General features: G+C 27.6%; 12 protein-coding genes. 6 read left to right on the top strand and 6 right to left on the bottom strand.

Going from position 1 to position 16,604, the window contains the following annotated elements:
- Positions 1-73: 73 nt before the first annotated feature.
- The 4 genes from PB7211_RS03695 to PB7211_RS03710 form a co-directional block, all read right to left on the bottom strand.
- Positions 74-1,081, bottom strand: coding sequence for an Ldh family oxidoreductase (locus tag PB7211_RS03695; RefSeq protein WP_008546125.1), 1,008 nt, complete (start codon positions 1,079-1,081; stop codon positions 74-76).
- 2 nt (positions 1,082-1,083) lie between these two features.
- Positions 1,084-3,009, bottom strand: a complete 1,926-nt coding sequence (locus PB7211_RS03700; RefSeq protein WP_008546090.1) for an ABC transporter permease — start codon at positions 3,007-3,009, stop codon at positions 1,084-1,086.
- Positions 3,010-3,807 (bottom strand): ATP-binding cassette domain-containing protein, encoded by a 798-nt coding sequence (locus tag PB7211_RS03705; RefSeq protein WP_198001874.1) that lies wholly within the window; start codon positions 3,805-3,807, stop codon positions 3,010-3,012.
- 85 nt (positions 3,808-3,892) lie between these two features.
- On the bottom strand, positions 3,893-4,834 hold the full coding sequence (locus tag PB7211_RS03710; RefSeq protein WP_008544829.1) for an ABC transporter substrate-binding protein: 942 nt from the start codon (positions 4,832-4,834) through the stop codon (positions 3,893-3,895).
- A gap of 194 nt (positions 4,835-5,028) precedes the next feature.
- On the opposite strand from PB7211_RS03710, the gene PB7211_RS03715 reads away from it, so the two are divergent.
- Together PB7211_RS03715 and ald are read left to right on the top strand one after the other, a co-directional pair.
- The gene (locus PB7211_RS03715) at positions 5,029-6,375 is read left to right on the top strand and encodes an aspartate aminotransferase family protein (protein ID WP_008545614.1); all 1,347 of its coding nucleotides are present in this window, start codon (positions 5,029-5,031) and stop codon (positions 6,373-6,375) included.
- 34 nt (positions 6,376-6,409) lie between these two features.
- Positions 6,410-7,528, top strand: coding sequence for an alanine dehydrogenase (ald, locus tag PB7211_RS03720; protein WP_008544745.1), 1,119 nt, complete (start codon positions 6,410-6,412; stop codon positions 7,526-7,528).
- On the opposite strand, the gene PB7211_RS03725 is transcribed toward ald, so the two are convergent.
- On the bottom strand, positions 7,529-7,894 hold the full coding sequence (locus tag PB7211_RS03725; RefSeq protein ID WP_156773043.1) for a hypothetical protein: 366 nt from the start codon (positions 7,892-7,894) through the stop codon (positions 7,529-7,531).
- 72 nt (positions 7,895-7,966) lie between these two features.
- Here PB7211_RS03725 and PB7211_RS03730 point away from each other — a divergent pair, with 72 nt between their 5' ends.
- Both PB7211_RS03730 and PB7211_RS03735 read left to right on the top strand, forming a co-directional pair.
- On the top strand, positions 7,967-10,996 hold the full coding sequence (locus PB7211_RS03730; protein WP_034398978.1) for a FecR domain-containing protein: 3,030 nt from the start codon (positions 7,967-7,969) through the stop codon (positions 10,994-10,996).
- Between the two features lie 413 nt (positions 10,997-11,409).
- A complete protein-coding gene (locus tag PB7211_RS03735; protein WP_198001875.1) occupies positions 11,410-12,318 on the top strand; it encodes an O-antigen ligase family protein in 909 nt (302 codons plus the stop codon).
- On the opposite strand, the gene PB7211_RS03740 is transcribed toward PB7211_RS03735, so the two are convergent.
- Positions 12,315-13,445: a polysaccharide biosynthesis/export family protein gene (locus tag PB7211_RS03740; protein WP_008545259.1), complete on the bottom strand. Its 1,131-nt coding sequence runs from the start codon at positions 13,443-13,445 to the stop codon at positions 12,315-12,317. The genes PB7211_RS03735 and PB7211_RS03740 overlap by 4 nt on opposite strands.
- A 138-nt stretch (positions 13,446-13,583) precedes the next feature.
- Here PB7211_RS03740 and PB7211_RS03745 point away from each other — a divergent pair, with 138 nt between their 5' ends.
- Both PB7211_RS03745 and PB7211_RS03750 read left to right on the top strand, forming a co-directional pair.
- On the top strand, positions 13,584-15,713 hold the full coding sequence (locus tag PB7211_RS03745) for a GumC family protein (RefSeq protein ID WP_008545235.1): 2,130 nt from the start codon (positions 13,584-13,586) through the stop codon (positions 15,711-15,713).
- A 122-nt stretch (positions 15,714-15,835) separates the two neighbouring features.
- Positions 15,836-16,582 (top strand): hypothetical protein, encoded by a 747-nt coding sequence (locus tag PB7211_RS03750; RefSeq protein WP_008544699.1) that lies wholly within the window; start codon positions 15,836-15,838, stop codon positions 16,580-16,582.
- The last annotated feature ends 22 nt before the right edge of the window (positions 16,583-16,604 follow it).

Genomic DNA, 16,604 nt, shown 5'->3' on the forward strand with positions numbered 1-16,604 from the left:
AAGACAAATTAAGAAACACTGTAATTATTTGTTCAGTTTTTTTAACAATAGGGTTGCTAGGATTTATTGTCGGTTAGAAACTCTTTAAATTTTCTAAATCCTTTTTAATCAAATCTGGAATAGATATTCTTCTATTTAAATTATTTTTATAGCGATTAAATTTATTTTGTCCTGGATACATTATTTCTTTAATACCTTTTATTTTTGGAAGTTTTTTTATCGTTTTAATATTATCTTTTATTCTTTGATTATAATTTTTTTGAAACAAATTTGCTTTAAAAGTTATAAATAAATGACCAATGTTTTGTGGACCTGTAAAATCGTCAAAAGGATCCTTAACACGTCCTGCATGATTTCCACCTGTTAAAACTCCACTTAAGATATCAACCATCCAAGCAAGACCTGATCCTCTAAAGCCAGCTATTGGAAGCTGAACTCCTTTTAATGCTTTTTTTGCATCTGTAGTTGGTTTACCAAATTTATCTAACGCAACACCTTCAGGAATTTTTTGATTGTTCCTTGCCGCAACTCTTATCTTACCTCTATTAATAACAGATATAGATGTATCTAATATAAATGGTATTTTTGAACCAGTTGGAGTTCCAAAACAAATAGGATTAGTTCCAAATAAACTTTTTAACGCACCATGCGGTGCAACTGCTGGAGGAGCATTTGTATAAATCATTGCTATTAAATTTTTTTTAACAGCTTGCTCTGCGTAATAACCTGATAATCCATAATGACCACTATTTTTAACAGCAACCATTCCAATTCCTGTTTTTTTTGCATTTTTTATAGCTTGTTTAATTCCAATTTCTGCTGCAACAAAACCTATACTATTGTTTGCATCAATATGAGAAATTGATTGAGAAATCTTTTTTATTTTAATTTTAGGTTTTGGATTTATTACTTTTTTTGAAATTCGATCACAGTACATTTTTAATCTTGATAAACCATGACCATAAGCCCCAACTAATTCAGCATTAATTAATGCATTAGCTGAAATTAAAGCATGCTCTTTGCTAAGACCATGTTTTTGAAAGATTTTTATGATTTCTTTTTTAAGAACAGGAGTTTTCACTGTTATCCTTTACCACGCCATGGAATATATCTGTCTATAAGTTTTCTTAGAGTTACATCAAATAATAATCCCAGCATTCCCATGATAAATATCGTTATCCAAATAACTTCATATTGGAAGTATTTTTTAGCTACATTTTCCACAAAACCTATACCTGTTGTTCCTGCTAAAAATTCAGCTGCAACTAATGTTCCCCAACACATCCCAACGGCCACTCTAATTCCTGTGAGTATTTCTGGTAAAGAATTGGGGAAAATTACATATCTTAAAATCTGTTTTTTAGATGCTCCTAATGAGTGAGCTGCATGTATTTTTGAAAGCTGAGTACCAGATGCACCAGCTCTTGCTGAAATAATCATAATTGATAATGAAACCATGAAAAGTAAAAATATTTTACCAGTGTTGTCAATACCAAGAACAGAAATAATTAAAGGTGCCCAAGCAAGTGGCGGAACAGGTCTGTATAATTCTATTAATGGGTCAAAGAAACCTTTTGCAAATCTATTCAGACCCATAAATAATCCTAAAGGAACACCGATAATTATTCCAAAAACTAATCCTAAGAATACTCTTAAAAATGAATCCCAAATGTGACCGTAAGGAACAGGAACTTTAAATAATTTAAAATCACCAGTTACAACTTTAAAGACATTACTTTTAAAGTTCTCTTTAACTATTCCGTCTTTTGTATGAACAGGATATTCACCTGGCAAGATATCAGCTATCCAATCTGGTAAAAGGAAGCCAATCATTTTGCTTACATCAACCATTTCAATCCATAAAAGAGGAATATTTTTGTAACCAACACTTGGTTTTGACATCAATATAAACTTATTAAAAGTGTCAGATGGTTTTGGTAACCATCTACCTGAACCTTGTTCTGAACAAGTGGGTCCACTAGCTACAATAGTGCCCGCAGGAAATAAAAGGATATCAATTAATCTTAATCCACCCTGTTCTTTTTTTTGTAATTCATCAAATTCAATAATTGCAGCTTGCATTTCATTTAATGCATTAGGAGGGTAGATACTAGCAAATTCTATTCTTCTTGCAATTTTAACAATGTTCTTTGCATAATCAGATGCTATCTCCTCACTATCGTCTAATCCTATTCTGTAAGTTTTAATGTCATCTTTTAATTGTTTGATTGAGCTTTTGAATTGTGGGTTATGGTTTTTTAACTTAAAAAATTTATCATTAATTAATCTTAATTGTTCTGCAGCTGCATGAAATTTTAAGCCTTTATTAGTTTGTGGTGCAGTTGGAATTTCAATAGTATTTTCTATTGAACCACTTCCAGAATCTATTGTTGTAATTCCCCAACCACCTTGCGCATCAATAAGTTTTTGTCTTTCAGTTTTTTGACCATCTGTTTCATAAGGGTAATCTTTCTTTTTAAAATTAAAACTTAAAAGTTTTATCTCTTCTGTCATTTCCTTAAGTTTAATTTTCGTATCCATTTCCATTAACTCTTCGCTTGTTAAGAATGGAATTAATTTAGAAGTTCTATCAATATAACTTACTAGAATTGATTTTTGTTGATCATTTAAGTCAGGTGAACCTTTTATTTCATTTGCAATTTTTAAAAGATTCTTATTTTCAATTTTAATAATGGATGTGCTTTTGAATTCTCTTTCTTCAATAGGGAATTGATATTTTAATCCTAACAACGACTCATTTATTTTTGCTACTTGGCACAATTCATTTGCCGATTTAGGATAAAAGCCTTTTGCGATGTCCCATGAATAATATAGCCACAGCATAAGAATTGCACTAGTTCCAACTATTACCCAGTGAGTTCCACCTTTAGATCTTTCTGGATTACCAAATACAGCGTCTACTTTCTCTGTTTTTATTAATCTTCTTCCATAAAGGATGCATCCGATAACAGCTACAATGATTAATATTGTTACAAATTGAGTTAACATTTATATATCTTTTCCCATTATTTCTTCTTCCATATCCCAAATCATGGATAAAATTTCTTCTCTAGTTGATGAAAATTCTTTATTTTTTTTTATTTCTCTTAAGTCTTGCGTAAGGCCCATTTCTGCAAATGGAAGATTGTACTCTTTATGTATTCTTCCTGGTCTTGGTGCCATTACATACAGTCTCTCACCAAGTAATAATGCCTCTTCTACTGAGTGAGTAATTAAAATAATTGTTTTACCTGTTTCTTTCCAAATTTTTAAAACTAAAGACTGCATCTTTTCTCTAGTTAAAGCATCCAATGCTCCTAAAGGCTCATCCATTAAAATTAAATCAGGATCGTTAATTAAACATCTAGCAAGAGCAACTCTTTGCTGCATTCCACCAGATAATTGATATGTAGGAGTATTACCAAATCCTTTTAGTCCTACGATATCTAACCACTCCTCAACTTTTTTTGCTGTTACATCAGAGTCTTCTTTTTTCATTCTAAGTCCAAAGTTCACATTTTCAGCAACAGTTAACCATTCAAATAATGCACCCTGCTGAAATACCATTCCTCTTTCAACACCAGGACCATCTATTTCATTATTATTCAAAGTAATCTTTCCTGAAGTAGGTCTTAAAAACCCAGCAGTAATATTAAGCAAAGTTGTTTTTCCACAACCTGATGGCCCAAGAACTGTAAGCAATTCGCCTTTCTTAAGAGTAAAACTTACATCTTTTAATGCGTGAACTGTTTCTCCTTTTGGAGTTTTAAAAATCATATTTAGATTTTGAGAAACTAAATCACTCATAGTTATCTTATATTAGAAAATTTATAAAAAAAATAGGCACCAATTAATTAATCAGTGCCTATTTTGAAGTTTTAAATCCTTAAAATTATAAAGGTAAGAAACTTGTATCTACAGATCCACCTGGAGTTCCCATACCTTTTAGAAACGCATCAAGATTTCCACTTTCCATAGATTTCTTAGTTTCTTCTGGTGTTAAAAATTTGAAGCCACTTAAAGTGTCTTTCATATCTCCAACTTTCATTTCAGAAGCTTTAGCCATAGCATTCATATCAGCTTTACCAGCTTTGTATCTAGCATTAGCTTCATGAGTTACTTCAATAAAAGTTCTTAACATACCTGGGTTTTCTTTCATGAATTTATCTGTAACAGATGTAATATCTATACCTAGGATACCAGCAGCTCTAGCTTCATCTACAGTAAGTAATCTTGAACCTACAGCAACTGCAGCTTTAATAGAGTTACCACCAAACAAACATGCCATTACAACATCACCACTTACTAATGCAGCAGCACCTTCTTCAGGATCCATTTGAATAATATCCATTTTAGATCTGTCAGCACCAACAACTTTCATACTTTCGTCAAAAACATATTCAGCCATTGTTCCTAATGGAACAGCAACTTTTTTACCTTCTAATTCAGTTGCATTTGCTTTTGTAATCCCAGAAGCATTAGATGTTACACATGTTGTTCCACCCATTCCATATTCCATAGCAATATCAACTAATTTGATAGGAGCGTTAGATTTTACAGCATTAATATATGGCACTAATCCTTGCGAATAAGAGATATCAATATCTCCTGCTAACATAGCATCAGTCATTGCTCCACCATTTGTGAAGTTAGTCCATTTTACTGGAACACCCAAAGCTTTTGCAAAATTCTTTTTTTGCATGTCCTCTAAATTTGGACTTGGCCATTCTAAGAAATATGCAACTCTTACCTCATTAGCTGCAGAATTTGCAACTGACATTGAAAGATTAAGAGCTACAAAACATCCAAGAATAAAACTTAGTATTTTTTTCATTATTTTACCTCTGTTTAATTAATTAAATTAGAGACATTAAAATTCAATTCGGAAGCGATGTAAAACAAAAAGTAAGTATTTTTACAATCTTGGGTTGTGTCAATATTATTCTTTTAAAGTATTTATTTTAGTCTAAAGAGGCCATAAGTTTAGTTATTACAAAATAAAAATTTTATTTATAGAAAGAATTTTTTATGAGCTCAGAAAATAGAACTTCAGTTCCAAATTCATTAAACGAACATTGGATGCCATTTACATCTAATAAAGATTTTAAGGCAAATCCAAGATTAATCACTGAAGCAAAAGGGGTTTATTTAAAAACGCATCATGGAAAAACACAAATTGATGCAAGCTCAGGATTATTTTGTAATCCTCTAGGTCATGGAAGAAAAGAAATTACAGAAGCTGTAACAAAACAATTAGAAACTTTAGATTATGCACAACCTTTCCAACAAGGTTTTGGTGGATCATTTGAATTAGCTTCAAAAATTGCAAAACATACACCAGGTGATTTAAACAAAATGTTTTTTACAATTTGTGGATCTACAGCTGTTGAAACTGCAATTAAAATCGCGGTTGCTTATCATAGAGCAAAAGGTAATGCACAAAGATTTAGATTTGTAGGTCGTGAACGTGGATATCATGGTATGAATATTGGTTGTGTTTCAGTCGGTGGAATGGTTAATAATGTAAAAACATTTGCAAGTATTTTAATGCCAGGTGTTCAACATATAAGACACACTCATCTACCAGAACATAAATTTGTTAGCGGACAACCTGAAACAGGTGATTATTTAGCAAATGATTTAGAAACTATTTGTCAAAACTTTGGAGCTGAAAATATTGCAGCATGTATTGTTGAACCAATTGCAGGATCAACAGGAACTTTAGTTCCACCAAAAGGTTACTTACAAAAATTGAGAGAGATATGTGATAAACATGGAATTCTTCTTATTTTTGATGAAGTAATTACTGGTTGGGGTAGAACAGGATCTAAATTTGGAGCTCATGAGTTTGGTGTTACACCAGATATTATGACAATGGCAAAAGCTACAACAAATGGTGTTGTTCCAATGGGCGTTGTTGCATGTCATGATGATATTTATGATGCTGTAATGGATGCTTCTCCAACAGGTGCTGTAGAGTTATTTCATGGCTATACTTATTCAGGAATTCCAGTTGCAGTAGCAGCTGCGCTAGCTGTTCAAGATATTTTCGAGAAAGATGATATTTTTAATAGAGCAAAAAATTTAGCACCATATTTCCAAAAAAGTTTATTTTCTCTCCAAGACTTAGAATCTGTTGATAATATAAGAGGTTATGGAATGATGGGTGGTATTGATATGAAATTAAATATTAAACCAGGTAGAGCAGGTCTTGAATGTTTTAAAGCTTGTTATGAAGCTGGTGTAAATTTTAAAGCAACAGGAGATTGTTTAATTATTGCTCCACAGTTTATTTGTGAAGAAAAGCATATTGATGAAATTATTGATAAGCTTAGAACAGGTATCACTAACTATCAAAAAAACCAAAAGAACTAATTATTTTTTTTTAAATTAAGAAAGAAGTAAGGTAATGAAGATAGGCGTACCTAAAGAGATTAAACCTCAAGAAAACAGAATAGGACTAACTCCTGAAAGTGTAAAGACGTTAGTATCTGAAGGTCATGAAGTTATCGTTGAAAACGACGCAGGATTTGAAGCAGGTTTTGATAATGAACAATACACAAATGTTGGTGCTAAAATTGCTAACACCGCTTCTGACATATTTAATGATGCAGAAATAATAGTTAAAGTTAAAGAACCTCAAAAGGTCGAAGTAGATATGATTAGAGAAAATCAAATCGTTTACACATATCTTCATTTAGCAGCAGCAAAAGAATTAACTGAAGGTTTGATTAAATCTAAAAGTATAAATATTGCTTATGAGACGGTAACGGATGACAATGGAAGATTACCATTACTTGCACCTATGAGTGCTGTTGCTGGTCGAATGTCAGTTCAAGCAGGCGCACATTGTTTAGAAAAAAATCAAAAAGGAAGAGGACTTCTTTTAGGTGGAGCACCAGGAGTTGATGGTGGAACTGTAGTCATTTTAGGTGGAGGAGTTGTTGGTGAAAATGCAGCTATAATTGCAACTGGTATGCAAGCAAAAGTTCATATTGTTGATAAATCTGAAGCAAGATTAAAACAATTAGTTGAAATGTTTGGAGACAAAATTATTCCAGAGCAAAGTGATAAAATAGATTTGAATAAATTAGTTTCAGAAGCTGATCTTTTGGTAGGTGGGGTTTTAATTCCTGGAGCAGAAGCTCCAAAATTAGTAACGCGAGAAATGATTAAATTAATGAAAAGAGGATCAGTTATAGTTGATGTAGCAATTGATCAAGGTGGATGTGTTGAAACAAGCAAACCAACAACACATGGTGATCCCACATATATTGTTGATGATGTTGTACACTACTGTGTAGCAAATATGCCAGGAGGCGTTCCAAGAACTTCAACACTGGCATTAAATAATGCAACATTACCTTTTTTAGTAAAACTTGCTAACAAAGGTTATAAAAAAGCATTAAGTGAGGATAAAAATTTTTTAGCTGGATTAAATGTTCATAAAGGAGATATTACTTATAAAGCAGTGGCTGAAGTTTTTGGTCATAATTATGTTGCTCCAGAAGAAGCTATTAAAAAATAATCAATAGTTATCTAAGATAATTTTTTTATTTTTTTCAGAAAAATAATCATAATTTAAAACAAAATATTTTTTTAATTCAAAATTTTTATTTTCATTATTTTTTGTTAAAAAAAATAAATTTAAAAAAGATTTTTCAAAATTATTATTTTTAATTTTTGAAAAATCATCAATGTATAATCTTTTATTCCAAAAATTAATATTAAGTAAATTTCTATTATTATTTTTTGCAAGAAGTGAGCTAATTTCATCACGTTCAAATTCATTTAAAAGAGATTTTTGTTCATAATTGTTGGGAAATTTTAGTAAAAAATTATAATCATAAGGTGTAAATTTCCAAAAATTATATTTTAGTGATTTTATTGGCACAAATAATATAAACAATGAAATCAGATTATATGTAATTAATGATATAAATATATATTTAAAAATTTTTTTATAATGAAAAACCATAATATTAAACTTTTAAATTATTTCAGTTTTTTAATCAAAGTATTATTATTTTCATTATTATCCGAATACACATTGGCAAACGATGATAAGATAGGGACTGTAACAGAGATAAATGGAACTATAGTTGCAATTAATGATGAGTTAGAAGAAAGGGATTTATTGATACATGATCCTTTTTTTCTTAATGAAGAAATATTTGTAACTGAAGGTTCTTCCGCAACTATTCAATTTAATGATAGCACAACAGTTATTATGAAAGAACTTACATCAATAAATGTAAGTGAATTTGAAAATTCAAAAAAAAACCCAAAATTAAAAGCAGAGTTAGTAAAAGGAAAAATAATTATTGAATCTGGTTCCATTGCAAAAAAAGATAATGGTGAAATGATAGTTGGAGTGACCACTTCCTCACTTGGACTAAGAGGAACTAGAGTAGATATTGATTTAAAACCAAGTGGTAAATCAAATATTTCTTTAGCGAAAGATAGTTTTGGTAATGTTGGAGTAATAGAAGTAAATTCAGGAGGTCAAACCTCAAATATTACTTCTACTGAACAAGTTTTAGAAATTTCAGAAAATAACGAAACCACATCAAGAGATAAAACAGAGGAAGAAAAAGAAGAGGCAAAATCTGTTGGTGAAACTTTAATTAAATCTTCAAAAATAGATGAGGAAGAGATTATTAAACAACTTCAACAAAAATTACAAGATGGAAATCTTCAAGATGCCAATAATGATGGTGTTGTTGATGGAAGTGATGTTGAGGTTACAAAAGAACAGATTACGAATGAAAAGAAACAAAACATAGATTTTATTGTTGAAAATTCTAAAGATGAAAACACTGAATTTTTATCAGATGTAATCAATCAATCTGATGAAAAAAGTACAGTTGAAGTAATTGAGAAAATTATTGAAGGTAAAGATAATCTTGTCGAAGGGGTGGTTGAAAATCTATCCGACAAAGATAACAAATTTTTAACCTCTTCTACATCAGAGGGAGCTGGACTCATAAAAGAAAAAATTTTTGAAACTATAGTTGCTAAAGAAACTGATAAATCTGCAGCTATTTTAAGTAAAGTAATGGCTAAAGCTGATGACGCAACTGTAGCATCAGTTATAAACAATATTACTGAAAAAAATACAAATGAAGACTCCAAACTGTCATTAAAAGTAATGGCAGATTTTTCAGAAAAAAATCCAGAAAAACTAGAAACGCTATCTCAAAATAATGCAGATCAAATTGAGAAATTAACAATCTCAGCAGTTGAAAAAGCTGAGTCTTCTAAAGAAGATGCTGATTTAATTGCAAAAGTCGTTGCAGTTGCAAATTATGAATTGGTTAACAAAGTAGTCGAAGAAGTAAGTAAAAGTTCAACTGAAGAAAAACAGACTTTATCTGCACAAGTTTTAAAAGCTATTGTCGATAGCAATTCTGGTAAAATTGATATTATTAATGAAGATGTTAAAGACACTATGATTAAACAAACAATCGAGTCAGCACAAAATCAGGCAGAAGGAACAGGAGTTCAAGTAAGTGAGGATATGACTAGTATCGTTTCTGACATTATTGTGAATACAGATACAGAAACTGGCTCTAAAATGATTGAAGAATTAAATAATTCTGCGGCAGACAAAGATAATGATTTATCGTTAAAAGTTATCTCTGATATATCTGAAAAAGACACAACAAAATTAAATGTATTATCTGAAAACAATAAAGAACAGATTGAAAAGTTAACAGAAACAGCAATTAAAAATGCAGATGCCTCCGAAGAAAGTGCAGAGTTAATTGCAAAAGTCGTTGCAGTTTCAAGTGATGAATTGGTTAACAAAGTAGTCGAAGAAGTAAGTAAAAGTTCAACTGAAGAAAAACAGACTTTATCTGCACAAGTTTTAAAAGCTATTGTCGATAGCAATTCTGGTAAAATTGATATTATTAATGAAGATGTTAAAGACACTATGATTAAACAAACAATCGAGTCAGCACAAAATCAGGCAGAAGGAACAGGAGTTCAAGTAAGTGAGGATATGACTAGTATCGTTTCTGACATTATTGTGAATACAGATACAGAAACTGGCTCTAAAATGATTGAAGAATTAAATAATTCTGCGGCAGACAAAGATAATGATTTATCGTTAAAAGTTATCTCTGATATATCTGAAAAAGACACAACAAAATTAAATGTATTATCTGAAAACAATAAAGAACAGATTGAAAAGTTAACAGAAACAGCAATTAAAAATGCAGATGCCTCCGAAGAAAGTGCAGAGTTAATTGCAAAAGTCGTTGCAGTTTCAAGTGATGAATTGGTTAACAAAGTAGTCGAAGAAGTAAGTAAAAGTTCAACTGAAGAAAAACAGACTTTATCTGCACAAGTCATGAAATCAATAGTAGAGACTAATCCAGAAAAAATAGAGACTTTAAGTTACAAAAATAAAGAGACTATAATTAACCAGACTATTGAAGCTGCTAAAAATCAAGCAGAAAATGTTATAAAAAATGATACTGATCTTAGTTCCGTAGTTTCTAAAATTATTATAAATTCAAATGAAAACACTTCATTAATAGTTTTAGAAAATTTAAATGATAAATCAGAAAAGACAAAATCAAGTTTATCACTTAATGTATTTAAAAACCTAGCAAAAGAAGAAAAATTTGAGGAAAAAATAGAGTCTATTTCTAAAAAATCTGTAATTTCTGAAAATGCTGTTGAAAAGCTGATTGAGAAATCTATTGACGATATAAAAGATAGTAAAGATATAACTGTGGTTAAAGATATAATTAAAAAAGGGGGGGAATTTTTATCCAAAAAAATTGTAGAGATTGATAAAAAAACAAAAAATGAAAATAAGTCTAAAATTAGCAAGATTCTAGATAATATTATTAAAGAAGATCCAAAAAAAGCCAAAGAAATTATTAAAAAAGAAAAAAAAAAAGAAATTCAAAAAAAAATTAAAAAACCTAAAAAAATTATAGAAATTAAAGACGTAATTGACACCAATATATCTGCAAATTGATTATGCATCTTTCAAAAAATAAAAAATATCAATATACTTTTTTTTTACTAATATTTATTTATTCAATATTTAATGGAGGCAATTCACCTTTATTAATTCAAATCAATTTTTTATTCATTAGTTTTTTTTTTATTTTTTGTTTAAAAGATAAAAATTACAATTCACATTTTAAATATTTTATTAAAGAAAACAAAATATCGATTAATTTTTATATTTTGTTTTTGTTTTATCTATTATTTCAAATATTACCTCTGCCAATTGAAATATTGAAATTTTTTTCTTCAGAAAAGTATATTTATTTAATTAATTTAAGTTCAGATTTTAAATATTCATCTATAAGTTTAGCTCCAACTAGCTCATTTTTTCAATTATTAAATTTTTGCTCAATGCTAATTTTGATATTTATCCTAAAGATGATTTTTTATAGGGAAAGGCACAAAAATAGATTATCTTTATTTTTATCATTTATAGGCTTTTTATCATCACTCATTGCAACTTTTTTATTTTTAAGTGAAAATATTGAAATTTTAAATTTTAAAATTAACAATACTTCTAGTGCGTCAACTGGTTTTTTTGTAAATAGAACAGTTTTTTCTGTTTTTTTACTATTTTGTCTAATATCCAGCTTAGATTATCTTGGAAACTCAAGAAATATTAGAGATAATTTTTTAACTTGTGTTTACGTTAGACTATTTATTATTTTTATTGCAATTGCTCTAATCACAACGTTTTCTAGAATTGGAAATTTCTTACTTCTTGTAACTTTATTATATTATATGATTGATGAAATTTTCTTTAAAAAGAAAAAAAATAATATTTTTAGAAATATTATTTTGTTAATTATTTTAATTGATATTTTTATATTAGGAATTTATTTTGGTTCCTCACGTATTATAGATAGATTCAGTATTTTAGATAATGAGTTTGCTGAAATTCAAAATCTAGATGTTAATTTATCAAGATTCCAAATAATTAAATTTGCATTTTATCAAATATATGAATTCTTTATTTTCGGTTATGGACCAGGAAGTTTTGAATTATTATTTCAAGTTAAATTTCCTAATGTAACAAATTACTACGCTAATCACGCACATTCTGATTTAATACAGTTTGTTGGAGAGTTTGGGTTGATTGGCTTTACAATATTTCTATTATCAATCGCAAATTATTTTATAAGATTAAAATTTAATTTTAAAAATAACTTACTTTTTATTTATTTATTCATTATTCTATTATTTGACTTTTCATTGCATATACCATTTATACAATTTTTATTTGTAACTTTTCTAACTCTTAATCAAAAATTTATTAAACTATCTTAAGGTTCCCGATAAGTTTGTAAACCATTATTTATAATTGGGTTATAGGACTTGAATAAGTTTGTTTGAGGAAGTAATAAGCTTATAGTTCTATTCCATTTTACTATTTCAGCTGGTGGTATAAAAATTATATCTCCTTTTTGTACTTTAAATTTTTTACCAGCAATTAAATTTACTGGGTTTCTTATATCTAGTTGGAAAATATCAACTTCCAAGAATGACTCATATTTTTCTCTTATTATATAAACCTTTTTAGCATTTGCAGTTAATTGATTTATTCCTACTGTGGACACTAATTCTGTCAATGTATAGTTCATATCAGGAAAATAAATACCTGGTTGTGTTACTTCTCCAAACACATGAATTGAATTTGAATTTTTATCAATAAAAATTACATCATCTTTTTTTAGGTAAAAATTCTCTTTTTCATCTCTATTTTTAAATGTATTTATTAAATCAATTTCATAGACTTTCCCTTCTCTTCTTAACAAACCACTAGTTCCAAAAAGTTTATCTTCAGCACTAGGGTTAAAGTTTGCCTGAATAGCAGCTTCTATTAATGATAATGGTTGTTGATTTAAAGTAATTGTTATCTGATTTCTTACAGCTCCAACAATATATACTTTATTACTATTAAATTCTGCAATATTTATTTGAAGATCTGGGTTTTTATAAAAACTTTTAATAATTTGAATTAATAGATTTTGAGCTTCATTTAAAGAAAGTTCATTTATTTTGATTTTACCAATAAATGGTAGATCAATCATTCCATCTTGATCTATTTTATAAGATCCATCTAAATCATCTGTATCTGTTAAATCAATACTAACTGTGTCTGATGGACCTAATATATATTCATATCTATAATTATAAATTTCAGAATAATCTTTGATTTGTTTTTTATAATTATCAATTTGATTTTTACTATATTTTAAAATTTCATCTTTAGATAAATTATTAATGTTTATAATATTAATTTTTACATCATTAATCGAATATTCACTTGATTGTAATTTTTTATTAGGATTTTTTTTATTTGGACTTTTATTAATACCCGGCAGAATAGTGCAATTGTTAAATAAAAATAAAATTAAGATTAATAAAAATGTTATTTTTTTTAAAATATACATGTAATGAACTATTAATATTATAACTATAGTTTAATTTTATACAAAAAATTTGAGCTAATCTTAATTTTTTTTTGTATTATAATCAGTAAGTAACTGTATTTATTGAAATTTCTGTAAAAAGAAATAGATATTATATTAATGATAAATGAAAAAATTGATAAAACATTAGATTTTATTAATTTAGAACCTAAGTTTTTATTATCCATATTTAGAAAATATTTAATTCATTTAATCATCATTACTTCTTTAATTGCTACGATTGTTTATCTATTTTCATTAAACTTAGATAAAAGATACAGAAGCACAGCTAAAATTGTAATTGAGCAAGATGATCGAAACGTAGTTAATATTCAAGAGTATGCTAGTTTTAATAGAAGTAATAGAATTAATAATCAGATAGCTATATTTAAAAGTGATCAGGTTTTAGAATATATTATACAGGATAAAGAAAATTCTAAAAAATTTGAATTATTTTTCGCTGAAAACGATCAAAATTTTGTCCAAAAATTATTGAATAAAAAAAAAACTTTTAACATTCAATCTTTAAAAGGCATCTTATCAAGCAGTATTTCAATTTCAAATATAAAAAATAGCGATATTTTGGTTTTATCTTTTGTTTCTACAAATCCAAGAGTAGCTAGATTAGCTCTGGAGAGAATTATAAATTCTTATCAAAGATATGAAATAGATAGTAAAATTCAGATTACAAATTATGCAAATGAAAAAATATCTGATCGATTAAAAATTTTAGTGCAAGAAATGGATATAGCGCAAAAAAAACTATCACAATATAAAAAAGAAAATAAATTAATAGATACAGGAAATGTAAAACAACTAAAAATTAATGAAATACAGTCAATTTCTAGAAGAATTATTGAAGCTAAACAGAAATACCAAAAACAACAAAATGATTTGTTATCTATTAAAGTAGCTGAAGGAGATATTGATGCATTACTTGCTATAAAAGATTTAAACTCAAGAAAAGATATTTCAAATATTAAAGATCTCTTAAGTTCTAATGAGAGTAATATTCAATCTCTTTCATTAATTTATACTGATCAACATCCAAAAATAATTCAAGCAATAGATAAAAAAAAAAATCTTAAAAAACAATTAAAAAATATTTTAAATAAGAATATAGAACTAAAAGCATTTGAGCTTAGCAATCTTAACAGTTTTATAAAACTTTCTGAAAAAGAAATGGAAAAAGTAACAAGTGAGCTTAGAGACATTGAAGAAAAAGAGTCAGGGATGTTAAAATTTACAAGAGAACTTGAAAGTAGTAAAAATTTATACAAATCTTTTTTACAAAGAGTAAAAGAGACAAATGAGGTTCAAAATCTTCAAGTATCAAAATTAAAAATTCTTGAAAGCCCCAACTTACCAGGTAGTCATTTTTATCCAAACCCCAAAAAAAATTCTATAATAGCTTTTATTGTCTCAGCCATTGGAGTGTTTTCTTTATTATTTATTAAAGAAATAAATTCATCTGCTTTAAGAAATACAGATGCTATTGAGTCACTGGAAATTTTACAATTAGGGGTTTTGCCTCGTGTATATAAGTCTAAAAATAGTTCGGATATAATACAAATGTTTAGTTCTGACAACGAATCTCATTTTTCAGAGTCAATTAGATCATCTCGAACAATTATTGAATCAAAGTTTGATAAAAATAGTAGCTTTCTTATTACCTCTTCCAATCCCTCTGAGGGAAAAACCACATTTGCATTTAATCTTGCTTTATCGCTTGAAAAATCAAATAAAGTTTTATTCATAGAGGGTGATCTAAGACGGCCAACAGTACTAAATAGATTTATTGGTATTAGTACAAAAAAAAATGGATTAGGTGAGATTATATCTGGTAATTCTGAATTAAGTGATGTCGTACACGAAATACCTGGAACAAAATTAAATATTATTACATCTGGAGAGACAAAGATAGACATGTCAGATGTTGTAAGCAAAGACCAATTGAAAAAATTTTTTGATACATTAAAAATTGAATACGATTATGTAATTATTGACTCTCCTCCAGTTCAACCAGTTTCTGACACATTGATACTTGCACAAGCAGTAGATAAAAATTTTTTTATAATTAGAGCAGATGAAACAACCACAGGTTCGTTATTGTCTTCAATTAAGAAAGTTAAAAGTGTTGGTGCAAAAATTGATGGAATTATTTTAAATGATGTTGATACCTCTAAAGGTAGTTATGGTTATTATAATTATTATCAAAACTATTATGGAAAGGCTTATAAATCAATTTAGTGATTTGAAAATTTTATGAATAAATTTCTAAAAAAAATTTAAGAACTCAAAAATTGATTCTATTACTCGATTATTTAACGTAGACAAAATAATTCGTTTTTAATAAAACTGTAAGTTGTATTATGAAAAATAATAATAATAATATTATTAAACCAAGTCTAAAATCTGATAATTTAAAGCAGGAAATTAACAACTTTAAGAATAAATTTTTAAATAAATCTGAATATTTTGTATGTGAACAAGATATAGTTGGATTAGTTATGAATAAATACTTAGATATTTTTCAAAATTTCTTTTTAAATAATCTTAAAAAATTAAAAAATAATTTTTTAGTTAAGATTTATAGATTAATTGTTAAACGATCGAACCAAACAAGCAGACTTTTATCTAAATTTGAGTCATTAGAACAAAAAATAGATAGCCAACAATTAATAATTGAACGAAGCTTTAATTTAAATTCTAAATTACAAAAAGAAGTTGATTATATTAATAATGAGATAATCAATAATTTTAGTAAATTTCAAACAAATTTGAAAGAAAATAAAAATGATGTAATAGGACACAATTCAAATACAAAAGTTGACTTTTATCAAGAAGAAAATTTAAGACTTGGAAGTGAATTAGTAGAAACTAAAAAGAAATTTGAAATTTTAAAGAGCGAAATAGAAAGATATGAAAATCAAAGAAGTAATCTAATTTCAAAAATTAACTCAGTTAATGAGGTTATTAATGACTCTAATGTATTGACTAATGTTTTTGAAAATAAAATTGAGCCAAAAATAAATATAATAGATCCTCAAAATATTCAAAAAAAATCTGAACCTGATTTAAATGAGCAGGTTAAAGCTATTTTTTCAAAAAAAATATAATTTTATTTTTACCAAAATAGTA

It is taken from the genome of Candidatus Pelagibacter sp. HTCC7211 (assembly GCF_000155895.1).
Classification (GTDB): Bacteria; Pseudomonadota; Alphaproteobacteria; order Pelagibacterales; family Pelagibacteraceae; genus Pelagibacter.